A 24,178-nucleotide genomic window follows, 5' to 3' on the forward strand; every position below is an offset into this window, starting at 1 on the left:
TATCTTTTTATTATTCTAGCAATAGCTTTTCCATATTACTCAACCAAGACTTTAAACTATACTTTGATATCGGGATTTTGAATCTGTGACCATTGTTTATATAATCCTGATATGTTTTTTCTAAATGATTAATCCAAGAAATGGAACTTTGAGGATTATCAACTAACACCCCATAATTACCATAATCCAAGATTTCTGGAAGTGGCTCTATATTTGATGACAAGCAATAACAACCTGAAATCAGCGCCTCTGTAAGCGCCAATGGATGACCTTCATTACATAGTGTCGAAAATAAAAAAAATGAAGCAATCTGATAGTATTTTGGAAGCTCATTATTTGGAATTTTCCCTAAAAAAGACACCTGACTTTCTTGGTACTTGTCTTTATCGGTACCTATAACCAATAATCTAATATTAGGTTTATCTTTAGAAAAATCTCGCCATGCGTTTATAATTACATGCAGACCCTTTTTTTCTCTGTCTTGTGAGAGCCATAAATAATAGATACTGTTTTCATCCAAATTTAACCGCTTTTTTATTTCTTTTTGAACAGAAGGTGGTACTGGTTTAAACTTTTCTGAATCTATACCATTATATATCTGGTTTATCTGGCAGAAATTAAAATCACTTAATCTTTCTTTATGAATTATAGCGCTTGTATTTGTTAGTACTAATAAGCTATCTACAGCATTATAGAAATCCACCTTATTATTAATATCAATATCAAAACCGTGCAAATGATAAATAATCCTCACCTTATCTCTATTCTTATCCTTTATCAATAATTGGTGAATTGTAAAAAGCATATTTATATTATCAACAATATTGATTGTAATTTCACTTTCTCTACTAAGGATTTTTTTTAGTTGTTTATAATAATTTCTATATCTGTAATGCTTGAAAATTTTTTGGAACTTATACGAATTTATTTTTGGTGGTTTGACATAATAATACTTTTCATCATCTTCATAATTACTCGATTTAGGGCAAATAATATGAGTAAAAAGATTTGGTTTAGCTACTAGTAACCTGGTAAACATAAGGTTCCAACTACCAATCTTATCACTTGGCAAACCAATATATGATATTAATACGTTTACTTTCATTTATTAAGTAATGAGAAACCTTTTTTTATGGTGACACTGAGAATTAAAAATAAATTTATTTTGACAAAATCCGAAAATCCATTTTTCATTTCTGATGTTACTTTTTTAATTTCTGACTTATATTTTTTGAATATTTTATATCTATTTCTTATTGATTTCTGATAAACCATTATTTCATAAAACGCTTTTAGAGTATTTAAAGCCGTTATTTTTTTGTATTTCTCCAAATACTCTGTATTTACTATATCACTACTAGCATAAGTAAAATAATTATATGTAAATACATCTTCTATTTTTTTAGTTGACAAAGTCTTTTTAGAAGAAATTCGATCAAAGCCTCTTCTTATGAGGAATAGATAATCCTGCTCATAAGAATCAAATCTGAATTGATGCAAAAACATTCTAAAATGAAACTCCACATCTTGAATCTTTTGTCTCTCTTCATCAAATAAGGTTTTATTACTCAAAAAATTTCGATGCCATAATGGCCCTGGAGTTGATAAGTGAAATTGATTAGACACATAATCAAAAATATCACTATATTTTTTTTTAGGTTTAGAACTATCTATAATGTTATTGTTAGCATTAAAATATGCTCCATAAGAAAACACTGCATCAATCTCTTTCCTCTTTCTAAACAACTCTACTTTTTTTTCTAAAAAATCAGATTTAAGAATATCATCACAATCAAACCAATTAATGTATTCTCCCTTAGATTTTTCGAAACCATAATTCCTACATGCATTTGCTCCTTTTGGTCTGCACACAGGTCTTAAATACAACTTAAATCTTTCATCCTTAGCAACATATGTTCTAACAACTTCGACAGTATTATCTGTACTGCCATCATCTACAATAATGCATTCCCAATTACTATAAGTTTGTTTTAAAACACTATCTAAGGTCTCACCTATTAATGAGGCCCTATTATAAGCTGGAATTATTATTGAGACTAAATGTTTTTCCACTTATTTATATAACCTTAAAATATTCTGACTTTGGATTTTGTTATTGAAATTTTCTTCTACAAAACACCTTGCGTCTTTCCCCATTGATACTATTAAATCTGGAGTTAAAATAAATTTCTCGACAGCATTAGCCATTTCATTAATATTACCTTCTTCGATAACAAAACCAGTTTTGTTTTTTAAAACTGTTTCTGGCACACCTCCAGAATTAAAACATACGATAGGGATTCCCGTAGACTGTGCCTCAGCAACAACCAGTCCTTGTCCCTCTTCTCTTCCTAAATCGTCTTTTATTGAAGTCATTAAAAAAAGATGATTTTTATATAACTCTTCTAGTACCTTTTCTTGAGATCCACCTTTAAGAATTGTTATTTCTTCTTTTAGTTCTAGCTTTTCTATTTTATCAATTAATGCATGGTACTCATCTCCATCTCCCATAATTGTATATTGAACATTATAGCCTCTGTCCTTTAAAATTTTAATAACATCAATACCTAAATGTTGTCCTTTAAGTCTAATAAGCCTCCCAATGGTTATAATATGTAACCTATTACTGTACACCCTGTTTCTATACCTAAATAAATCTATATTAACACCAACCGGATTGATTAAAACTTTGTGCTCGGGAACACCCAAACAGATAAGGTTATTAAACAAATACCTCGAACTTGTTACTATATTATTGGATGTTACAAATGTTGACTTATAATAATTTTTAAAATAAGTTCTATCATTATCTGTTGAAAATGTATCGTAGCCATAAAAACTAGTGATTATATCCCCTTTTATCGCCCCAATATCTTTCATCTCAGATAATAATTTTCCATTTTTACCGAAATGAGCATGAAAAATGTCTGCTTCTCTATATTTTAGAAATATTGAAGCTTGAAACCACATTTTTAAAGTCTTTGCCTTCAGTCCATAACGTTTTGTGTTTAGGGTCTTAAAAAAAACTGGCATGTATCTTATATTATATAATAACACTTTAATGGCCAAAAGGATTCTTTTTAATTTATTCTGCGGAATATTTGGATTGAATGTTTCTGCGTTTTTATACAATCCACTTTCCAATAGCAAACTTTCTTGAGAAGAATCTTTAGAATTTAAAATTCTATTAGCTAAAATCTGTGCAGAATAGCCTTTCTCTATGGACTCTAATATAAGGTTGATAACAAAAGTCTCAGATTTTGAAGGAAAAATATCAAGTATATGTATAACTTTAAGCTTCAATTAAATCATTAGTTTAGATAGTGAGAACCTATAGTCTTATTTAAAACCCTACTTTTAGAGCATTCAATCTCTAAATTTTTATAAAAACGATATTCTTTAGCAGCTCCAAAGAATTTTTTCAACTTTAACTGCATTAATAAGAATAAAGCGTCTTTAAAAACCTGGCTTTTTTTATGCTTTAATTTACGTTTCCAATTTTTAAAATTAATATCGGCAAAAAGAATTTTTTCTCGATAGTTTAATCTATAAAAATATGCATCTGAAAACCTTTCAATATGCTCATAAACTCTATCCTTAGTATCATGAGAAACAAACAAATCTGCAGAGACACCAATTTTTAGCCCATGAAAAATTACCCTTTGCGCAAAGTTTACATCTTCTCCAAGATGAAAAAAAATAGGATCAAAACCACCAACTTTTTTAAATGTTGACATTGGCAAAAACCAACATGCTGCTGCTATAAAAGGGACTTGATAAAGGCTTTGCTTAGGCTTTTGTAAAACAAAATCAGAATAAAAATCTTTATTAAATTTATAATTGACATACTTTGAAAAAGAACTCTCCAAAAATTTACCAGACCAATCACAATGAATTGGACTTATAACACCAAAATCTGGATTTTGTTCTGACAGTTTTTTTAATTTTTCTAACGAATTTTCTTTGAGCTTTGCATCTTGATTAATCAACAATATATAATCTGCATTGTTATCAAGAGCATATTTAATACCTATATTATTTCCTTTTCCAAAACCTTGATTTACACTTTGCTCAATTACAATCACATCTTTGTAATACTCTTTTATAAAAGAAACCGTAGCATCTGTAGAAAGATTGTCTACGACAACAACTTTACTTTGCTCTACAACAGAATCTAAACATTCCTTTATCCATTTAATACCATTGTATGTTACAATAACAGTATAAATATTAAAAGGTTTCATTAAATGCTCCATCTCGTTCAGGATCTCTATGAAATATTAACTCAAGGAATTAAAAATCTTATCTAGAAGATTTCTTTTATCTAAATAACTATAACCTAACAAATCAATGTCTTTTTTATAAGTCTTATCTACCATTAGTCTACTCTTTTTATCATAAAACTTTGAATAATGTTTAGAATTTCGTTTTGCTGAAACATTCTCAAAAGAATTGAATTTTTTATTTATTCCTATCTCAGATAGGAGCTCATTCATTTCAACATTAAGGGATTCAAATCTTAATATTTTGTCTAACTTCAGACTTCCTTGTAAGTCAAAAAAATCAATTTGGCTTAATAAATGGTCACCTCTATATTCAGGTACTTCAGAATTATTGAAAACCTCTATAAAGTCACCCGTTCTATTCATATAATTTTCAAAAGAATCGCTTATTTTTCTTTCTTTACATATCCACAAATAATCGGAATAAGACCTGTCCCAAGGATTCCTAACAACAGTAAACTTATAGTATTCTTCCCATTGTTCTTCTGTTATCAAATTTGTCTCTAATAATTGCTTTGATGTAGCATGTTGAAGATGAATTTTTCTGTCGGGACACCATCCATATAGTATATCATAATTTGGTATCTTCCAATTGATCTTGGCTTCTGGATGAAAAAACTTGAATATACTTGTACCTGCACATTTCGGTATATGTATAAATATACATTTATGTTTATGCGATATCATTAATCTTATTCTCCCATTTAAAATTACTCAAAAACTTACCTAGATTCTTCTTATTAGGTAATTTACCACTACCAAAGTAATCACCATTTACAACAGATATATTTAATATTTTATCGTTATGATATATTTCATTTCTAGAATTCAAATCAATAATCTGTATACCTACAAAATACTGTCCTTCGGTAAGTTGTAGTCTATCTATTATACAATTAAACTCTGCGACTTCATCTTCACCTACTCTCAATGTACTATTAGTGTGAAATGTATTTAATGTTGATAATAAGCCTTCATTTTCATCAAAAATTTGAATTCTTATATTTAAATGCATTTCAAAATCATTTCTATTAGTAACACTAAGCATAAATCTATAGTGATTACCTGAGATTAGGTTTTCAGTCTCGAAATTATTTTCATTTAGTAAAGTAAATTTTTCAATCTTAATATCGTTTAATACTATTGGATAATCACCCTTTTTTAATTTATCCTCAGAAAAAAGGTTTAGATACATATAAACGGCCTGATCTACATTACCTACAAATGATATATTTCCATCTTTTAATACAATACATCTGGTACATAATTTTTGTACTGCTTCCATATTATGGCTCACAAAAAGCACTGTCCTACCATCACTATTAGAGATATCCTGCATTTTCCCTATGGCTTTTTTTTGGAATTCTGCATCACCTACAGCCAAAACCTCATCTACCACCAAAATATCTGGTTCCAAAAAAGCTGCTACAGCAAAGGCTAAACGTACTTTCATACCACTACTGTAACGTTTTACAGGAGTGTCTATGTATCTTAAACAACCCGAAAACTCAATAATTTCTTCAATCTTAGAATTTATTTCTTTTTTGGTCATCCCTAAAATAGCACCATTAAGGTAAACATTTTCTCTACCTGTCATTTCTGGGTGAAACCCTGTACCCACCTCTAATAACGAAGCTATTCTTCCTTTGGTTTTAATTTCTCCAGTACTAGGTGAAGTTACTCTCGAAAGTATTTTTAGCAATGTGGATTTTCCTGCTCCATTTTTTCCTATTATGCCTAATACTTCACCTCGTTTGACTTCAAAATTTATGTCTTTTATTGCCCAAACATAATCCGTTTCTCCTTTTTCAGATCTTTTATTGGTTTCACCTATTTTCAAATAAGGATCTTCCTTTCCTCTTATTTTACTCCACCATCTATTAAGATCATGACTTAAAGTACCAGTACCAACCAACCCTAATCGGTATTGCTTGCCAACGTTTTCTACTCTTAAAATAATCTCTGAACTCATCCTAGATAGTATCTATAAAACTTTTTTCTGTTTTATTAAAAATAATCAATCCAACCAAAAAGGTAACAATGCTTATTATAGCAGCATAAATCAATTTATTATAATCCAAATCACCAAGTCCCAAAACTATTGTCCTAAAAGCTTCAACTAAAACAGCAATTGGGTTCCATTCTATCAACCAATAATAGTCTGGTAGTTTTATTTTGAAATATGACATAGGATACATTACAGCTGAGCCATACATTAACAACTGCACACCAAATTGAACCAAAAAAGACAAGTCTCTGTATTTTGTTGTCATAGAAGATATTATCATTCCGAAACCAAGTCCTAACAAAGCCATAAAAATTACTAATACCGGAAACATAAGTATGTTTGGCTGTAATGTGAGTGAGTAATCTTTATGTGAAAACCACATATAATATATATAGAAGGCTATAAATATTAACAGTTGAATACCAAACTTTAGTAAGTTAGAAAACACCACAGACATAGGCATAATTACACGCGGAAAATAAACCTTACCAAATATGTTTTCATTTTTTTTAAAAGTATCACTGGTACCTACCAAACATTCCTTAAAATAGTTCCATAGTGTTACACCTGCTAAGTTGAACAAAAAATTTGGCACTCCATTTCCTGTAGGAATATTAGCAAGATTATTGAATATTAAAGTAAAAATTAATGAAGTAAATAATGGCTGGATAAGATACCAAAGAGGCCCTAAAACTGTTTGCTTGTAGACTGTTATAATATCTCTTTTTACAAACAAAACCAATAAGTCTCTATATCTCCATATCTCCTTGAAATTAAAATCAATTAACTTCTTCTTAGATGAAATTGTGTAAAGCCAGCTTTCTTCGGCAGTTTTCAAAATTTTCTTCAAGTATTATTTCACGCTAATATAAGAAATGAAATACAGGTAATTGGTTATAATATCATGCTTTTTCTATTGTATAGGTATTATAAAAGTATTTCAATTTTTCTATACCTTCGTCTAATGATATTAAATCTCGACCCAGAAGCTTTTTCATCTTAGATATATCTGGGCATCTCCTGTTCATATCTCCTTCTTTAAGTGCAGGAAGAAAAATAATTTCTGATGAAGAATTTGTAATCTTAATAACTTTTTGAGCCAATTCTAAAACACTAATTTCCTTTTCGTTACCAACATTTAGCACATCGTTAACATACACATCATTATACAATGCATTAATACAGGTATCTACATTATCATCTATGTAACAAAACGATCGTGTTTGACTGCCGTCTCCATAAATAGGAATTGGTTGATTGTTCAAAGCTAAACGCACAAATCTCGGAATTACAAAATCATTGCTTTGCATAGGTCCATAAGTATTAAAAAAACGGAAAATTGTGTAATCCAAATCGTACTCCTTTTTGTAGGCTTTAAAAAAAGCTTCTCCAACATTTTTAACAATAGCGTAAGGTAATCTTGAATTTAAGGGTGTAGTTTTTTCGTTTTGAGGAATTTCAAAAGGCTCTCCATAAACCTCAGAAGAACTTGAATAAAAGACGCGTTTTACACCTGAGTTTTTTGATAAAGAAAGTATGTTTTTTATGCCTTCAATATCGTTTAGAACATTAATTGGTTTTTTTAAAGTACGCTCTACACCTACCACTGCCGCATAATGAAAAACATATTCAAATTTATATGTTGCAAAGATTGAAATGATATCATTGTAGTCATTTACGTCTGCTCTAATGAACTTTATGTTGTCATTTTGCAAAACTTTTGACCTCTTTCCTGTAGATAAATTGTCTATTATAACAACCGTTACGTCATTTCTTAAAGCCAATTTAGCTGCTAGAGAACTTCCTAATTGCCCAGCTCCTCCCGTTATTAAAATATTTGTCATTAACTAAATAATTAAAGACCATATACTTAGGGAATATAAAAGTCAATTGAATATTGACCAAAATATAAATTTTTAGCTAAAAAAAAAGATTTTGAAGGTTATTTCTTAATTAAAATAATCCCAAGTAATTTTTAAACCTTCCCTAACCGTATATTGAGGTTTGTAGCCTAATAGCTTTTCTGCTTTAGAAATATCTGCCAAAGAATCTCTTACATCTCCTTGCCTTGGTGGGCCATAGACAGCATCTAACTCAGAACCTGCCGCAACTTTAAGTGAGTCCCAAAGGTAATTTACTGTAATACGTTCTCCACACGCAACATTAAATACTTCATTTGCAGCTTCTTTTGGTGCAAAGAATCCTCTAATATTAGCCTGTACAGCATTATCCACAAATGTAAAATCTCTGGTTTGCTCACCATCACCATTTATTTTAGATGGCTTATTGTCTTTCAAAGCTTGCATAAATAGTGGAATTACCGCAGCATAAGCGCCATTTGGGCTCTGCTTTGGTCCAAACACATTAAAATAGCGTAATCCTATAACATCTGTACCATAAGTTTTTCCAAAAACATCTGCATACAATTCGTTTACATACTTTGTTACCGCATAAGGAGATAATGGCTTTCCGATAGTATCTTCAACTTTTGGCAAGGATTTACTATCGCCATACGTCGAACTTGATGCAGCATACATCATACGCTTTACGGTCTTACTTTCTTTTAAAGCTATGAGCATATTTAAAAATCCTGAAACATTTACCTCATTTGAAGTTGCAGGATCATTAATAGAACGAGGCACAGAACCCAAAGCTGCCTGATGCGTCACATAATCTATACTTTCCATTGCTTCTTTGCAAGTTTCCAAATCTCTAATATCTCCTTCTAATAATTCAAAAGAAGGATTATCCATAAACTCAGTTAAATTTTCGCGATAACCGTTAGAAAAATCATCTAGTACTCTAACTTTTTTAGCACCATACTTTAACAAATACTCTACAATATTGGAGCCTATAAAGCCTGCTCCACCTGTAACTAAAAAACTTAATTGTGATAAATCTTGGTTATGATATTGATTTGAGTACATGATAAGGTTGGTGTTTAAGATTTATAGACGAGCATCTACTGAATTGATTGGCAATAACGATTTAACATCAAATACTACACTGTTATCAGATTTAAGATTATCAATAGATAATTCTAAAAATTCATTATGAGACACTGCCAAAATAATAGCATCATAATTAGATTGTAAATCATCCATAGAGGATTTTAAATCTAGATTGTATTCGTGCTTTACTTCTTCTGTTGAAGCCCAAGGATCATAAACATCTACATTAACATGATAGGATTGCAATTCTTCAATAATATCAATAACTCTAGAGTTTCTAATATCTGGACAATTTTCTTTAAAAGTAATACCTAAGACCAATGCGTTAGAGCCTTTAATAGTTGCTCCTTTATTAATCATCATCTTAACAGTTTCGGTGGCAACATAGCTTCCCATACTGTCGTTCATCTTACGACCTGCAAGAATAATTTCTGGATTATAACCAGATTCTATAGCTTTTTGCGCTAAATAATAAGGATCTACACCAATACAGTGACCACCTACTAAACCAGGTGAAAACTTCAAGAAATTCCATTTTGTACCAGCAGCCTCTAAAACCGCTTTGGTATCTATATCTAAAAGTCTGAAGATTTTTGATAGTTCATTAACAAAAGCAATATTAATATCACGTTGAGAATTTTCAATTACTTTGGCAGCCTCAGCCACTTTTATTGAAGGAGCTAAATGCGTTCCTGCTGTAATAACTTTTTTATAAAGTTGATCTACTTTTTCAGCAATCTCAGGGGTTGAACCAGAGGTTACTTTTAATATCTTAGTTACCGTATGCTTTTTGTCTCCGGGATTAATACGTTCCGGAGAATATCCTGCATAAAAATCCTTATTAAACTTAAGACCTGATACTTTTTCTAAAACAGGAATACAAACATCTTCTGTTGCACCAGGATATACCGTAGATTCATAAACAACAATATCATCATTCTTTAACACCTTACCTACAGTTTCACTTGCTTTTATAAGTGGTGTAAATACCGGACGCTTTAACTCATCTGTTGGTGTCGGCACTGTAACAATATAGTAATTAGCTACCGCTAAGGCTTCTAAATTATCTGTTATATACAAGCCTTTATCAGCACTTAGATCTGAAGTTAAAACAGATTTAAGGTTATCATTATCAACTTCTAATGTTTTGTCTACACCAGAATTTAACTCATTGATTCTTTGCTTATTGATATCAAAACCAACAACAAAAAATTGTTTTGCAAATTCTACAGCTAATGGTAAACCAACATAACCTAATCCTATGATTGCAATTTTATCTTCAGAATGTGTCATCTGTTAAAAATAGATTTTAAAATGAGTTTCAAATCTAAATAAAAACTATAATTCATTACGTAGTTTTTGTTGATTTTCACTTTATCTACCCAAATAATCGTTCTATTGTAGTGATCTGGATCTTTTTGTCGTTCTAACACCTTTTCTTCATCCTTGTATTTTAATGTAGCTTCACCTGTAACACCCGGTTTAACCAATAACACTATTCTGTCATCCCCTTCTAATTTATCTGCAAAACCCTGAACATCTGGTCTAGGTCCAACAAAACTCATATCTCCTTTAATAACATTAAATAATTGAGGTAGTTCATCTAATTTAGTTCGTCTTAAAACTTTACCAAATGATGTGGCGCTTTTATCTAAATGACCTAGTTGATGCACACCCTCTTTGAGAGTTCTAATCTTGTAAATATTAAACAACTTACCGTATTGACCTACTCTTTTTTGTGTAAAGACACCATACTTTCTAGTATCTAAAGAAGCTATGAATACTAGGACAATAATTGGAATAATTAAAAAAGGTAACAACAACAAAACTAAGAGAACATCAAATATTCGTTTTGTTCTGAGTTGTTTTTTTGTAATCAAAATCTAAGAAATATAAAGGAGTTATAATCGTCTTAAGAAGTTTTTAGCCTTCTTGAAAAAAGATTGATTATCCTTTTCATGATAAGCATTGCCATAAGCACCATAACCGTAGCCGTAACCATAGCCATAACCATAGCCATAACCGTAATTATGATTACTCTTATGTTTATAGAAATTGAGAACAAAACTTATATTTTTTAATTCCCCTGTTCTATATTTAGAATTAACTAATTGAAGCATACCTTTTTTGGTATAGTCTAGCCTTACCATAAAAATAGTAGCGTCTGCATATTGTGTTAGTTCCAAAGCATCAGTCACCAAACCAAGAGGAGGGGTATCTAAAATAATTATGTCATAATCATCTTTTAAATCACTAATCATCTTTTTTAGTCTATCTCCCATTAACAATTCTGAAGGGTTTGGAGGAATTGGACCTGAGGTAATTAAATCTAAATTTTCAATATGTGTATTGGTTACAATTTCATTTAAATCACTATCCTCTATTAAATAATTAACAATCCCTTTTTCATTTGTAATATTAAAATCATCAAAGATTTTGGGTTTACGTAAGTCTAACCCAAGTAAAATAGTTTTTTTACCAGATAGCGCATAAACTGTAGCTATGTTTATAGATGTAAATGTTTTACCCTCACCACTTACGGAAGAGGTAATCATTAATGTATTTGCTCTGGTATTTGAGGGATTATTCTTAAATATAAATTGCAGACTAGATCTTATAGCCCTAAAAGATTCAGCTACCGCAGATTTCGGCTTTTCATAAGCAATTAAATTGTTTTTATAACGGTATTTTCCAACAAGCCCGAGAATTGGAATCTTAGACATCTTTTCTATTTCATCAGATCCATGAACTGTACTATCTAAAAGATAAATGACAAATATCATAAACATAGGCGCAAAGAAACCTATCATTAATGCTAGCATATAGTTAAGAGATTTCTTTGGCCCTATCGGTGGATTCCCTATATCTTTAGCCTCATCTATCACCGTTATATCAGATACATTTGCTGCCTTAACAATTGCAGCCTCACTTCTTTTTGCTTGATAAACATCATAAGCCTCTCTGCTTATGTCAAGACTTCTCTGAATCTTTAAATATTCTTGTTGATTTTCAGGAAGATCAATAAGTTTTCCTTCTAAACCTGCAATCTTTCTAGATAATGTATTAAGCTGAACACTTATGGTATTCCTTGTAGAGTTTATGGCCTCTAATAATACATTCTTTTCAGTATCTATTTTTCGATCTAAATCGTCGAATAAAATTGAACCTTCTTTAGTGCTATACTCTAAGTTGCGTCTTTCCACAGACAACCCTATAATACGACTAGCGCTGGATAAAATATTTGATTCTGTTATACCTACAGTTGATGGGGCGGCTATTTGGGTGTAGTCAGTTCTTGTTCTTAGATAGTTTTCTAGTGTATTCAAATAATTGAGCTTAGACTGTTCTTGTAATTGTTCTTGCTCGTATGTTCTAAGTTGATCTGAGACTTGGAGTATTTCTTCTTCAACATCAAAAACTTTATTTTTCTTACGAAAATCATTCATTTCGTCAGTTACAATCTTTAATTTTGCATCAACATTTCCTAAACTACTATCAATAAATTTAATTGTATTTGTTGCATAAAGATTCTTACGCTCCAATTCAGTTTTACTTAAAATAGCTGTTGTTGCATTCAAAAAATCTACAATTTTTGATTTATTCTTTCCTACCAATGATAGTCTTAGAACAGATGATGCTTCTTTAGAAGATGGTTCTATGTTAATTGTACTCCTGTAAATATTTACAACGCTGTCAAAATTTAAGTATCTTACATAATAATTTATCTCTGGATTTAAAGCTGAATCGTCCTTTAAATATATAACCCCATTAAAGAAAGGTAATTGAACTGGCTTACCAAATTGAAATACCTCTTTAAACAAACCAGGCTCTATGTCTATGGACTTTTTCTCTTTAGTATTGTATATCTGCACTTCACTACTCTCCTTTTCAAACTCATAAGACAATTCAAAATTCTCTTTATCAAGAATTTTTATCTTTAAAGCTTTATTTATTACTTGTGGAGCTGATTTACTTGTAACGACCTCAAAAGGGCATTCTTTGTAAATATCTATTAAATGGTATTTACCTTGCCTTAAATACTCTTTATAAAACTCTAAAGAGTCAATCACTAATTCATTGTGTGTCCTGGTTTTTATAGCCGTGATAATACTTCCCACTTTACCTGATACACCTCCCCAATTAAATGATATACTAGTATTGGCTGTAAAAAAAGGGTTTTGATCATTCTCTACAGTGATTAAGGAATCTAATCTGTAGATGTTTTGCTTTCTAACATTGATGAAGTAAGCAACAATCAAAGCCACACCAATACAGAGCAAAACTAATTTCCATAGATTTAATGCTTTAAATAAAAACCCTTTAAAATCAAACCCTGCTCTCTGAGATTCTAATGATTCAATATCCTCAAAATCCTTATAATCCATATATTATAGTCTAGTAAAAATTAAAACCGTAGTTGCTGCCAACGATACAATTGTTGCTATTGTAGAAATACTAGAAACAGCTGTTTCTCCTGTACCTATTGACTTTTGTTTTAATGGTTTAACATAAATCATATCATTAGGCTGAATATAATAATATGGAGATTTCATAACATTAACATCTGTTAAATCTAAACTATGAATCTTTTGCCCTTGCGGATATTGCCTTATAATCATCACCTCTTTTCTATTACCTGTTAATGGTATTTCTCCAGCATTAGCTATTGCTTCAAATATGTTAACTCGTTCTTTAAAAAGTGTTATAGTGCCTGGATTACCTATTTCACCTGTGGCGGTATATCGTAATCCAGCTAATTTAACCGTAACAAAAATATTAGCAGTTTCTTTAAACTGTTCATCGAGCAATTTTTGCTCTATCATTTTTTCAATCTCTTCTGCAGTGTAACCTAAAACATTTAAAATACCAAGATTAGGAATCCTAATATTACCATGAATATCTACAGTAAAACCATCAAAATAGGCACGCTCAGCACTATCTGCATTTAAATTAGCCTCACCAATTGGGTTAAAAATCTGGGTATTGTTTTGATCCAAAACTTTAATTCTAATATTCAGAATATCATCAATTTGAATACGGTATGGCTTCTGAACTTCAGACAAATTATAAGGTATTGTGTCATTTACTGCATTCCCTTTATTCTGAAGATAAATTGTGTCTTTATGTGGAATACACGACGAGATAAAAATGCAACTAAGAGCAATAATCAAAAGCTTGATGCTTCTCATAGATATTATATGATGTTTACTGACAAATATAATGTATCACCACCAATAACAAAACTATTAGGTTTCTTTTTGGTTTATTTACGTTCTTTGCATAAAATTTTATAAAGTTTGAATTACCTCAACGTAGAAAATATTTCAAAGTCTTATGGAGAACTCGTGCTCTTTCAAGATTTATCATTCAGTATCCACAAAGACCAAAAGATAGCTTTTGTTGCTAAAAATGGAAGCGGAAAAACGTCCATTCTCAATATCTTATCTGGAAAAGATACACCAGATGAAGGACAGGTTGTCGTTAGAAAAGGACTTCGTCTCGCTTTTTTAGATCAGGAACCTGATTTAGACAATAAACTTACAATTGAAGAAACCATCTTTGCTTCAGATATACCTATTTTAAAAGTTATTGAAGCTTACGAAAAAGCGCTTAAAAATCCCGAAGACACCGAAGCTTATCAATTGGCTTTTGAGGCTATGGACAGAAACAATGCTTGGGAATTTGAAACCCAATACCAGCAAATCTTGTCTCAGTTAAAGCTAGATGATTTGAGTCTCAAAGTGAGCATTCTTTCTGGTGGCCAACGTAAACGTCTTGCACTGGCACAAGCTTTATTGAGCAAACCAGATATCTTAATTTTAGATGAGCCTACCAACCATCTCGATTTAGAAATGATAGAATGGTTAGAAGATTACTTTGCAAAAACCCAGCAAACCCTTTTTATGGTTACTCACGATCGTTACTTTTTAGAGCGTGTTTGTAACGAGATTATAGAATTAGACCAAGGGCAATTATACACTTACAAAGGCAACTATTCCTATTACTTAGAAAAGAAAGAAGCTCGTATAGAAAGTGAAGCTACAGAAGTTGGCAAGGCCAAACAACTATACAAGAAAGAACTCGACTGGATGCGTCGACAACCAAAAGCGCGCACCACAAAATCTAAAAGCAGAATTGACGACTTTTTTGAAATAAAAAAGAAAGCCCACCAACGTAGAAAAGACCATCAAGTTCAGCTTGAAATTAATATGGAACGCCTTGGTAGTAAAATCATTGAGTTTCATAATGTATCCAAGGCTTTTAAAGACAAGAAAATTTTAGATGGTTTTGATTATACCTTTAAAAAAGGCGAACGTATTGGTATCATTGGAAAGAACGGAACCGGAAAGTCGACCTTTTTAAATCTATTAACAGGTAGTCTAAATGCTGATGGTGGTAAAATCGTTATTGGAGAAACCGTAAAAATCGGTTACTACACCCAAGGAGGCATCACAGTAAAACCAGAACAAAAAGTTATTGATGTTATCCGTCAATATGGTGATTATATTCCATTGGCAAAAGGCAGACAAATAAGTGCTCAACAGCTTTTAGAACGCTTTCTTTTTGACCGTAAAAAACAATATGATTTTGTTGAAAAATTAAGCGGTGGTGAACAAAAGCGATTGTATTTGTGTACAGTTTTAATTCAGAATCCTAATGTTTTAATTCTCGATGAGCCAACCAATGATTTAGATATAGTAACACTCAACGTACTTGAAGATTTCTTGATGGATTTTCCTGGTGTGCTTTTAGTGGTGTCTCACGACCGTTACTTTATGGATAAAATTGTAGACCATCTTTTTGTTTTTAGAGGCGAAGGCGTTATTGAAGATTTCCCAGGAAATTATTCAGATTTTAGGGCTTACGACAGTAGCCAATCAAAGCAAGTGGAAAACACAGAGAAGGTAGACAATGCTGAAGCTGTTAAACAAAACGAAGCCACTAAACTATCCTATAACGAACAGAAAGAATACAAGAATTTAGAATCTAAAATTCGTTCGTTGGAATTAGACAAAAAGGCCATGGAAGCTAAGTTTAACAATCCAGATTTATCTCAAGATGACATCAATAAACTTTCAGCAAAATTGCAAGTTATTATAGATACTATTGAAGAAAAAGAATTGCGTTGGTTTGAATTGGCCGAAAAATTAGAAAATTAATGTCATTGCGAAGAAGACACTTTTTGTCTACCATAGCAATCTCTTAATATGTATCAAATAAAACAATACATAAAATTCCTTTTCAAAGCCACCAATCAACACGGTGTACACTCTCCATTTGTATATAATTTTGTAACTAAATGTTTATATGATAAGAAGAAGTACAACGCTTACAAAGACCTTCAGAATTATAGAAAATTACTCCAAGCTTCAAAAGTAACTCTACAAATAACCGACTTAGGCGAAGGCTCAAAAACTTTAGGTAATGAAGAAAGAAAAGTGAGTCAAATGGTCTCAACGTCTAGTAGTACAAAAAAAGAAGCCAGACTATTATATCGAGTTGCTAAATATTTTAAATTAAGTTCTGTATTAGAACTAGGCACTTCTCTCGGAATGGGAACTTATGCTTATGCTTTAGCTAATCCAACTTCAAAAATCACAACTATTGAAGGCTGTAAAAACACTTCAAACTTTACAAAATCCCAGTTTGAAAATTTAAACGTCAACAACACCAACTTTAACATTGGTGCATTTGCTTCAAAAATTAAAAAATTAGACCAAACGCATTTTGACTGCGTCTACTTTGATGGTCACCACAATAAGGAAGCAACAATTCAATATTTTGAAGCACTTTTATCTAAAGCACATAACGACTCCATTTTCATTTTTGACGATATCTATTGGTCCAAAGAAATGACCGAAGCTTGGGAATATATTAAGTCTCATAATACTGTTACTGTTACTGTAGATTGTTTTCATTTGGGCTTTGTATTCTTCAGAAAAGAACAAGCCAAAGAACATTTTAAAATTAGATTGTAACAAGCCCACAACTTTAACGTCTTATTGGCAAACAGATTTTTAAATTCTTTATCTTGCAAAGGATTTAAGGAACCAACAGCTATTTTTATGAGCGACAACGTCATTGAGATTAGAGGTATTATAAGAGATTTTAAATTAGGACAAGAAACCGTTCACGTTCTAAAAGGCATTGATTTAGATATTAAACGTGGCGAATATGTCGCCATTATGGGACCTTCGGGTTCTGGTAAATCTACGCTTATGAATCTTTTAGGATGCTTAGATACACCAACAGCCGGCTCTTACAACCTTAATGGTAAAGACGTGAGCCAAATGACAGATGATGAGTTGGCAGACATTAGAAATACCGAAATTGGTTTCGTTTTTCAAACCTTTAATCTATTACCAAGAACCACAGCTTTAGATAATGTTGCATTACCAATGGTCTATGCAGGTGCTACCAAAAAAGAACGAATTGATAGAGCTTCTGAAGTCTTAACCGATGTTGGTCTGGCTGACCGCATGGATCACAAACCTAATCAGCTATCTGGTGGACAAAGACAACGTGTTGCTGTTGGTAGAGCTTTGGTAAACAAACCTTCCATTATTTTGGCTGATGAGCCTACAGGTAATTTAGATTCCAAAACTTCTTTGGAGATCATGGAATTGTTTGATCAAATCCATGCTTCTGGCAACACGGTAATTATGGTAACGCACGAGGAAGATATTGCCGCACATGCCAAACGCGTTATCCGTTTACGTGATGGTATGATTGAGAGCGATACTTATAATTAAAACTCATTAATATACTATTCTCAAATCAACTTTCTAGTTGTAATTTTTAACTCGTAACTTTGTTTTTATGAAAGTATACACAAAAACAGGAGATAAAGGCACTACTGCACTATTTGGTGGCACACGTGTTCCTAAACATCATATTCGCATAGAAAGTTACGGTACTATTGACGAACTTAACTCGCATATAGGTCTCATCAGAGATCAAGACATTGACCAACTATATAAAAATACCCTAATGCATATTCAGGATCGTTTATTCACTGTTGGTGCAATTTTAGCAACCGATCCCGAAAAAGCCACCCTAAAAAATGGTGAGCAACGCTTAAAAATTCCAAAAATATCAAACGAGGATATAGAACGTTTGGAAAAAGAAATGGACGCCATGGAAGCAAGTTTACCACCAATGACACATTTTGTGCTACCTGGTGGCCACCAAACCGTGTCATTCTGTCACATAGCACGTACAGTGTGCCGCAGAGCTGAGCGAATAGCCTCTCACCTTAATGATTTAGAGCCTTTTCAACCAGAAACGCTCATGTACATTAACCGCCTTTCTGACTACCTTTTTGTGTTGGCACGGAAGTTGTCTCATGACTTACACGCTGAAGAAATAAAATGGATTCCTCAAAAAGAATCGTAGAAATTTTATGTCATTGTGAGCAAAGCGTGGCAATCTATTCAGAATAGGATTATAACAGCAAATTAATAGTCTGAAATAGTTAAAAACAACACGTTCTTTTTAATAATGAATAATTAATTTACTTTTTTCTTGAATAATTCAGCTAAAAAATTATTTTTGCAAAAAATTAAAACCCACAACGCAAATGTATTGGACATTAGAATTAGCATCGTATTTAAGTGATGCACCTTGGCCAGCAACAAAAGATGAGCTTATAGACTACGCGATTAGAACAGGAGCACCTCTAGAAGTTGTAGAAAATTTACAAGCAATAGAAGACGAAGGAGATTCTTACGATTCTATCGAAGAAATTTGGCCAGACTATCCAACAGATGAAGATTACCTCTGGAACGAGGATGAATATTAACATATAATAAAATCTCAAAAAAAGTCTCTTGCGTTATCTTAACTGAGAGACTTTTTTTATTTTCGGATTCTCTTAAACGAGAAGACCGTAGTGGCTGTTTAGCCATTAAATTTTACTGAAATTAATACACAGATTGAGTATCAATCAATCTGAAGCAAAACATTCAAAATGGGCATATTAGATAAAGTACTAAAGGTATTTGTAGGAGACAAATCTAAACAAGACGTTAGTGCCATTAAACCAATCGTAGACAAAATAAAAACATTTGAACAAGCACTTGAAGCCTTATCTCATGACGAGTTAAGGGCAAAAACAGCTGAGTTCAAAGAAAAAATAGCTGAAGCACGTAAACCACTTCTAGAAAGACAAAACGAACTTTTAGCTAAAGCTGAACAAACAGAAGACATAGACGAGCGCGAAGACATCTACCAAGAGGCAGATAAAATAGAAGACGATATCTACGAAGTTACCGAAGATGTTCTTAACGACATTTTACCTGAAGCCTTTGCCGTAGTTAAGGAAACTGCTAAGCGTTTTGTTCACAATACTGAAATTCCGGTAACTGCAAATGCTTTTGACAGAGAAGTTTCTGGTGACAAAGATTACGTTACTTTAGATGGTGACCAAGCTATTTGGGCAAACTCTTGGGATGCGGCTGGTAAGCCTATCACTTGGGATATGATTCACTATGATGTGCAGTTAATTGGTGGTATTGCAATGCATCAAGGAAAAATTGCAGAGATGCAAACTGGTGAAGGCAAAACCTTAGTAGCTACACTTCCTGTATACTTAAATGCCTTAGCTGGTAAAGGTGTTCACCTTGTTACAGTTAACGATTACCTAGCAAAACGTGATAGCGCTTGGATGGCTCCAATTTTTGAGTTCCATGGCTTAAGTGTAGATTGTATAGATTACCACACACCAAACTCAGATGCACGTCGCAAAGCGTATAATGCAGATATCACTTATGGTACTAATAACGAATTTGGTTTCGATTACTTACGTGATAACATGGCACATTCGCCAGAAGATTTAGTACAACGTCCACATCACTACGCTATTGTCGATGAGGTCGATTCCGTATTAATTGATGATGCTCGTACACCGTTGATTATTTCTGGTCCTATCCCAAAAGGAGAAGAACATGAGTTTGATGTACTTAAACCAAAAGTGCAACAAATTGAAGAAGTACAACGCAAATACTTAGTAGGAGTCTTAGCAGAAGCTAAAAAACTAATTGCGTCTGGAGACACTAAAGAAGGTGGTTTCCAACTATTACGCGTGTATAGAGGTATTCCAAAAAATAAAGCCTTAATTAAGTTTTTGAGTGAAGAAGGTGTAAAACAATTACTTCAAAAAACTGAAAACTTCTACATGCAAGATAACAATAGAGAAATGCACAAAATTGATGCAGAACTTTATTATGTTATCGACGAGAAGAACAATCAAGTTGAATTAACAGATAAAGGTGTTGAATACCTTTCTGGCAAGGACGATCCTAATTTCTTCGTGATGCCAGAAATGGGAACCGAAATCGCAAAGATTGAAAACAAAGGGCTTTCATCTGAAGAAGAGGCGGTTCTTAAAGAAGAATTATTCAGAGACTTCGGTATTAAATCTGAACGTATTCACACCCTTAACCAATTACTAAAAGCGTATGCGCTTTTTGAAAAAGACGTACAGTACGTAGTAATGGACAACAAGGTAATGATCGTAGATGAGCAGACTGGTCGTATTATGGATGGTCGTCGTTATTCTGACGGATTACACCAAGCGATTGAAGCTAAGGAAAATGTAAAGATTGAAGCTGCTACACAAACGTTTGCAACGGTTACGCTTCAAAATTACTTTAGAATGTACCGTAAACTATCTGGTATGACAGGTACTGCGGTTACTGAAGCTGGCGAGTTCTGGGAAATCTACAAATTAGATGTGGTTGAAATACCAACTAACAGACCAATTGCCAGAGACGACAGAGAAGATTTAGTTTACAAGACAAAACGCGAAAAATACAATGCTGTAATCGATGAAGTTGTAGAATTATCTAACGCAGGAAGACCTGTGCTAATTGGTACAACCAACGTAGAAATTTCTGAGCTTTTAGGTAAAATGTTGAGCATTCGTAAGATTCCACATAACGTACTTAACGCGAAGCAGCACAAACGTGAAGCAGAGATTGTTGCCGAAGCTGGTAATGCTGGTCAGGTAACAATTGCTACTAACATGGCTGGTCGTGGTACAGATATTAAGTTGAGTAATGATGTTAAAGAAGCTGGTGGTTTAGCCATTGTTGGTACAGAGCGTCACGATTCACGTCGTGTAGACCGACAGTTACGTGGTAGAGCTGGTCGTCAGGGAGATCCAGGAAGTTCGCAATTCTATGTGTCTCTAGAAGATAACTTAATGCGTCTATTTGGTTCTGAGCGTATCGCTAAAATGATGGATAGAATGGGACTTAAGGAAGGTGAAGTGATTCAGCATTCTATGATTTCTAAGTCTATTGAGCGCGCTCAGAAAAAAGTTGAAGAAAACAACTTTGGTGTTCGTAAGCGTTTGTTAGAGTATGATGATGTTATGAACGCTCAGCGTGAAGTGGTTTACAAACGTCGTCGTCATGCTTTACATGGTGAGCGTCTTCGTGTAGATTTAGCGAACATGATTTTTGATACGTCGGAAGGTATTGCAATAAGCAACAAAGCTGCTAACGACTTCAAAAACTTTGAGTTTGAGTTAATCCGTTATTTCTCAATGGCATCTCCAATTACTGAAGCAGAATTTGCTAAAATGGGTGAGCAAGAAATAGCTGGTGTTATCTACAAAGAAGCCTTTAAGCACTATCGCGAAAAAATGCAACGTGCGGCTGACTTAGCCTATCCTGTAATTGAAAATGTGTACAACACGCAACGCGACAGATTTAAGCGTATCGTTGTGCCATTTACAGATGGTGTTAAGAATTTACAGGTTGTAACAGACTTAGAAAAAGCTTACGAAACAAAAGGTAAGCAGTTAATTAATGATTTTGAAAAGAACATTACACTTGCCATTGTAGATGACGCTTGGAAAACACATTTACGTAAAATGGATGAGCTAAAGCAGTCTGTACAGTTAGCAGTACACGAGCAAAAAGATCCGTTATTGATTTATAAGTTTGAAGCTTTTGAGCTATTTAAAACTATGATAGATCAGGTGAATAAAGATGTTATTTCATTCTTATTTAAAGGTGAAATTCCTCAGGAAACTGCCAACACCATTCAAGAAGCAAAACAACGTAAGCAAGAGAAGCTCGAAACTCAGAAAGAAGAAATTCCAAACATGGATGAGCGTGCAGCGCAAAGCAGAGCTGCAGGACAAGGAGCGTCTCGCCAACAGCAACAAGTGGTAGAAACTATTGTTAGAGAGCAACCAAAAATTGGCCGTAACGACAAAGTAACCATTAAACATGTGATGAGTGGTGAAAGCAAAGAAGTAAAATACAAACAAGCCATTCCTTTAATTGATAAGGGAGAATGGGTTTTGGTTAATGATTAAAAAATAAATATTACCTGAGGTAAAATTTCATTATATTGAAATTTGCACCAAAAAATCTTAATAATATATGATTTATAAACACCTTAGTAGAGTAATCTTTATTTCTATACTAACTCTAACAATTCTTAATAGTTGTAATTCAAGTGATAATAATGATGATTCCGGCGAAGTAAGTCAACAACCTATTGAACAATATTATATCAAAGGTCTGTTAGATGGGGAAGAATTATTATTAGAAAAAAACATATACGAGTCACCTGAGCTCAACAACCCTTATGAGCATAGTATTGACTATGGTGGTAGTCAAATTTATTATGAAGAAAACCCTGATACTCCAGAGACAGGTACTTGTCAAACTAGATTTGCTTGTGGTTTTGCATTTTATGATTTTCAAGAAAATCCTGAGCAACTAGATGAAGCAAAAATGTATTTTTCTAAAATTCCATTATCGCTATGTAATTCAGAAAACGAGACTATTTCTATGGAAAATTTTTTCAATCTTGACACATACACTTATGCTCGTTTTCCTGAAAACATTGTTTTAAATAATGTAGCTCTTGATTTTTTTCCCGTAGAATTTGATAGTAATGAAAATTATTATTCATCACGCTTTGGTGATAATAATAATGCTTCTTTTGATATAATATCTGCGACAGAAATTGAAGATGGCATATATTCTGTTGAAGGGACCTTTAATTGTAAATTATATGGTTTTAATGATCCAACCGAATTTAAGGAACTTATTAATGGTGAGTTTAAGATTAAGATTAGAAAAAACATTAATGAATAGACGAATCTATTTAATTTAAAAGAAACTTTTTCAAACCTTTATTCAAAAATTAAATCTATAATCCTGATGTTAAACCATCAGGATTTTTGTTTTCATAGTAAAGCAAGTTGTCACTTCGACTGCGTTAATTGGAACTATCAGGAAGTCATTAAATAGAACTTCCAGGATATCATTAATTTTTTTATTCTATATTTACATTACAACCTACTTATAATTAATTTATTATGAACCCAAATCTATTTCGCATACTAGCGTTTGTGCTAAGTATAGCATTTGTATCGTGTTCTTCGGACGATACGAGCTCAATTCCTGATGAAACCAATAACGAGTTTACTTTTAATGGAAACACTTATGATTTAATGTCGGTAATCATTGTTGATGAAAATACTGCTAATAATGACCCAAGTGACATCAGTATTAGTCTTTTTAACAAAACCAGTTCTGAAATTACAAGCAACAACGATTTGAGCGATGTTAACTATGTTAACTTTAAAATTGTTGATGCCACCATTCAGAACACCACTTATAATGAGATTGACAGCTATGATGTTTCCATAAACAGCAGTATTACAAATAGTGAGTTTACAGCTGGCACTGTTTTACTTTCTGATGATGATTCGCAATCAGATGTGTATGCACAGTCTGGTACAGTAACCGTAACTAACTTTACTGAATTTAATATCGTCTTTACGTTTACATTTACCAGAAACGATGGAAAGGTTATTTCTGGTAGCTACGATGGTAATTACTATATGCCTAATTAATAAAATACGCAGAAATACGTATTTTAAAATAGAAACAGTGTCTGTAGTTTTA

General features: G+C 32.5%; 21 protein-coding genes. 8 read left to right on the forward strand and 13 right to left on the reverse strand.

Annotated features, from left to right (window positions below):
- Positions 1-10 precede the first annotated feature (10 nt).
- The 13 genes from MST30_RS00520 to MST30_RS00580 all read right to left on the reverse strand — a co-directional run bounded on the left by MST30_RS00520 (position 11) and on the right by MST30_RS00580 (position 14,431).
- Complete coding sequence (locus MST30_RS00520) at positions 11-1,105, reverse strand: glycosyltransferase family 4 protein (RefSeq protein WP_243472462.1); 1,095 nt, start codon at positions 1,103-1,105, stop codon at positions 11-13.
- The gene (locus tag MST30_RS00525; RefSeq protein WP_243472463.1) at positions 1,102-2,073 is read right to left on the reverse strand and encodes a glycosyltransferase family 2 protein; all 972 of its coding nucleotides are present in this window, start codon (positions 2,071-2,073) and stop codon (positions 1,102-1,104) included. Before MST30_RS00525 ends, MST30_RS00520 begins: the two co-directional genes overlap by 4 nt.
- Positions 2,074-3,303: a glycosyltransferase gene (locus MST30_RS00530; RefSeq protein WP_243472464.1), complete on the reverse strand. Its 1,230-nt coding sequence runs from the start codon at positions 3,301-3,303 to the stop codon at positions 2,074-2,076.
- An 8-nt stretch (positions 3,304-3,311) separates the two neighbouring features.
- Entirely contained in the window at positions 3,312-4,244 is a 933-nt protein-coding gene (locus MST30_RS00535; protein WP_243472465.1) for a glycosyltransferase family 2 protein, read from the reverse strand.
- 36 nt (positions 4,245-4,280) lie between these two features.
- Positions 4,281-4,970, reverse strand: a complete 690-nt coding sequence (locus tag MST30_RS00540; protein WP_243472466.1) for a sulfotransferase family 2 domain-containing protein — start codon at positions 4,968-4,970, stop codon at positions 4,281-4,283.
- The gene (locus MST30_RS00545) at positions 4,957-6,255 is read right to left on the reverse strand and encodes an ABC transporter ATP-binding protein (protein WP_243472467.1); all 1,299 of its coding nucleotides are present in this window, start codon (positions 6,253-6,255) and stop codon (positions 4,957-4,959) included. The genes MST30_RS00540 and MST30_RS00545 overlap by 14 nt, the downstream gene beginning before the upstream one ends.
- A 1-nt stretch (position 6,256) precedes the next feature.
- Positions 6,257-7,132 (reverse strand): ABC transporter permease, encoded by an 876-nt coding sequence (locus tag MST30_RS00550; RefSeq protein ID WP_441372796.1) that lies wholly within the window; start codon positions 7,130-7,132, stop codon positions 6,257-6,259.
- Positions 7,133-7,193: 61 nt separating this feature from the next.
- Entirely contained in the window at positions 7,194-8,135 is a 942-nt protein-coding gene (locus MST30_RS00555; protein ID WP_243472469.1) for an NAD-dependent epimerase/dehydratase family protein, read from the reverse strand.
- A 105-nt stretch (positions 8,136-8,240) separates the two neighbouring features.
- Positions 8,241-9,218 carry an SDR family oxidoreductase gene (locus MST30_RS00560; RefSeq protein WP_243472470.1) on the reverse strand — a complete coding sequence of 326 codons (978 nt, stop codon included), beginning with the start codon at positions 9,216-9,218 and terminating at the stop codon, positions 8,241-8,243.
- Positions 9,219-9,239: 21 nt separating this feature from the next.
- Complete coding sequence (locus MST30_RS00565) at positions 9,240-10,535, reverse strand: nucleotide sugar dehydrogenase (RefSeq protein ID WP_243472471.1); 1,296 nt, start codon at positions 10,533-10,535, stop codon at positions 9,240-9,242.
- Positions 10,532-11,122 carry a sugar transferase gene (locus tag MST30_RS00570; protein WP_243472472.1) on the reverse strand — a complete coding sequence of 197 codons (591 nt, stop codon included), beginning with the start codon at positions 11,120-11,122 and terminating at the stop codon, positions 10,532-10,534. The genes MST30_RS00565 and MST30_RS00570 overlap by 4 nt, the downstream gene beginning before the upstream one ends.
- Before the next feature lie 21 nt (positions 11,123-11,143).
- Positions 11,144-13,627, reverse strand: coding sequence for a polysaccharide biosynthesis tyrosine autokinase (locus tag MST30_RS00575; RefSeq protein ID WP_243472473.1), 2,484 nt, complete (start codon positions 13,625-13,627; stop codon positions 11,144-11,146).
- A gap of 3 nt (positions 13,628-13,630) precedes the next feature.
- Positions 13,631-14,431: a polysaccharide biosynthesis/export family protein gene (locus MST30_RS00580; RefSeq protein WP_243472474.1), complete on the reverse strand. Its 801-nt coding sequence runs from the start codon at positions 14,429-14,431 to the stop codon at positions 13,631-13,633.
- Between the two features lie 108 nt (positions 14,432-14,539).
- Between MST30_RS00580 and MST30_RS00585 the strand changes: the two genes are divergently transcribed.
- From MST30_RS00585 to MST30_RS00620, 8 genes are all read left to right on the forward strand, one after another.
- Positions 14,540-16,402, forward strand: coding sequence for an ABC-F family ATP-binding cassette domain-containing protein (locus MST30_RS00585; RefSeq protein WP_243472475.1), 1,863 nt, complete (start codon positions 14,540-14,542; stop codon positions 16,400-16,402).
- A gap of 48 nt (positions 16,403-16,450) precedes the next feature.
- Positions 16,451-17,221, forward strand: coding sequence for an O-methyltransferase (locus tag MST30_RS00590; RefSeq protein WP_243472476.1), 771 nt, complete (start codon positions 16,451-16,453; stop codon positions 17,219-17,221).
- Between the two features lie 87 nt (positions 17,222-17,308).
- The gene (locus MST30_RS00595; RefSeq protein ID WP_243472477.1) at positions 17,309-17,995 is read left to right on the forward strand and encodes an ABC transporter ATP-binding protein; all 687 of its coding nucleotides are present in this window, start codon (positions 17,309-17,311) and stop codon (positions 17,993-17,995) included.
- A 67-nt stretch (positions 17,996-18,062) separates the two neighbouring features.
- Positions 18,063-18,638 carry a cob(I)yrinic acid a,c-diamide adenosyltransferase gene (locus tag MST30_RS00600; protein ID WP_243472478.1) on the forward strand — a complete coding sequence of 192 codons (576 nt, stop codon included), beginning with the start codon at positions 18,063-18,065 and terminating at the stop codon, positions 18,636-18,638.
- A gap of 184 nt (positions 18,639-18,822) precedes the next feature.
- Positions 18,823-19,044, forward strand: a complete 222-nt coding sequence (locus MST30_RS00605) for a DUF2795 domain-containing protein (protein ID WP_008272287.1) — start codon at positions 18,823-18,825, stop codon at positions 19,042-19,044.
- Positions 19,045-19,212: 168 nt separating this feature from the next.
- The gene (secA, locus tag MST30_RS00610) at positions 19,213-22,572 is read left to right on the forward strand and encodes a preprotein translocase subunit SecA (protein ID WP_243472479.1); all 3,360 of its coding nucleotides are present in this window, start codon (positions 19,213-19,215) and stop codon (positions 22,570-22,572) included.
- Positions 22,573-22,639: 67 nt separating this feature from the next.
- On the forward strand, positions 22,640-23,362 hold the full coding sequence (locus MST30_RS00615) for a hypothetical protein (protein WP_243472480.1): 723 nt from the start codon (positions 22,640-22,642) through the stop codon (positions 23,360-23,362).
- Positions 23,363-23,586: 224 nt separating this feature from the next.
- On the forward strand, positions 23,587-24,126 hold the full coding sequence (locus MST30_RS00620; RefSeq protein WP_243472481.1) for a hypothetical protein: 540 nt from the start codon (positions 23,587-23,589) through the stop codon (positions 24,124-24,126).
- Positions 24,127-24,178 lie beyond the last annotated feature (52 nt).

This window comes from Winogradskyella sp. MH6 (genome assembly GCF_022810765.1).
Lineage (GTDB): Bacteria > Bacteroidota > Bacteroidia > Flavobacteriales > Flavobacteriaceae > Winogradskyella.

What these genes read in the sequence shown, in the direction of transcription:
- MST30_RS00520 (WP_243472462.1), bottom strand. Translation starts at nt 1,105, where the DNA reads ATGAAAGTAAACGTATTAATATCATATATTGGTTTGCCAAGTGATAAG.
- MST30_RS00535 (WP_243472465.1), bottom strand. Translation starts at nt 4,244, where the DNA reads ATGAAACCTTTTAATATTTATACTGTTATTGTAACATACAATGGTATT.
- MST30_RS00540 (WP_243472466.1), bottom strand. Translation starts at nt 4,970, where the DNA reads ATGATATCGCATAAACATAAATGTATATTTATACATATACCGAAATGT.
- MST30_RS00545 (WP_243472467.1), bottom strand. Translation starts at nt 6,255, where the DNA reads ATGAGTTCAGAGATTATTTTAAGAGTAGAAAACGTTGGCAAGCAATAC.
- MST30_RS00555 (WP_243472469.1), bottom strand. Translation starts at nt 8,135, where the DNA reads ATGACAAATATTTTAATAACGGGAGGAGCTGGGCAATTAGGAAGTTCT.
- MST30_RS00560 (WP_243472470.1), bottom strand. Translation starts at nt 9,218, where the DNA reads ATGTACTCAAATCAATATCATAACCAAGATTTATCACAATTAAGTTTT.
- MST30_RS00565 (WP_243472471.1), bottom strand. Translation starts at nt 10,535, where the DNA reads ATGACACATTCTGAAGATAAAATTGCAATCATAGGATTAGGTTATGTT.
- MST30_RS00575 (WP_243472473.1), bottom strand. Translation starts at nt 13,627, where the DNA reads ATGGATTATAAGGATTTTGAGGATATTGAATCATTAGAATCTCAGAGA.
- MST30_RS00580 (WP_243472474.1), bottom strand. Translation starts at nt 14,431, where the DNA reads ATGAGAAGCATCAAGCTTTTGATTATTGCTCTTAGTTGCATTTTTATC.
- MST30_RS00590 (WP_243472476.1), top strand. Translation starts at nt 16,451, where the DNA reads ATGTATCAAATAAAACAATACATAAAATTCCTTTTCAAAGCCACCAAT.
- MST30_RS00595 (WP_243472477.1), top strand. Translation starts at nt 17,309, where the DNA reads ATGAGCGACAACGTCATTGAGATTAGAGGTATTATAAGAGATTTTAAA.
- MST30_RS00600 (WP_243472478.1), top strand. Translation starts at nt 18,063, where the DNA reads ATGAAAGTATACACAAAAACAGGAGATAAAGGCACTACTGCACTATTT.
- MST30_RS00605 (WP_008272287.1), top strand. Translation starts at nt 18,823, where the DNA reads ATGTATTGGACATTAGAATTAGCATCGTATTTAAGTGATGCACCTTGG.
- secA (WP_243472479.1), top strand. Translation starts at nt 19,213, where the DNA reads ATGGGCATATTAGATAAAGTACTAAAGGTATTTGTAGGAGACAAATCT.
- MST30_RS00615 (WP_243472480.1), top strand. Translation starts at nt 22,640, where the DNA reads ATGATTTATAAACACCTTAGTAGAGTAATCTTTATTTCTATACTAACT.
- MST30_RS00620 (WP_243472481.1), top strand. Translation starts at nt 23,587, where the DNA reads ATGAACCCAAATCTATTTCGCATACTAGCGTTTGTGCTAAGTATAGCA.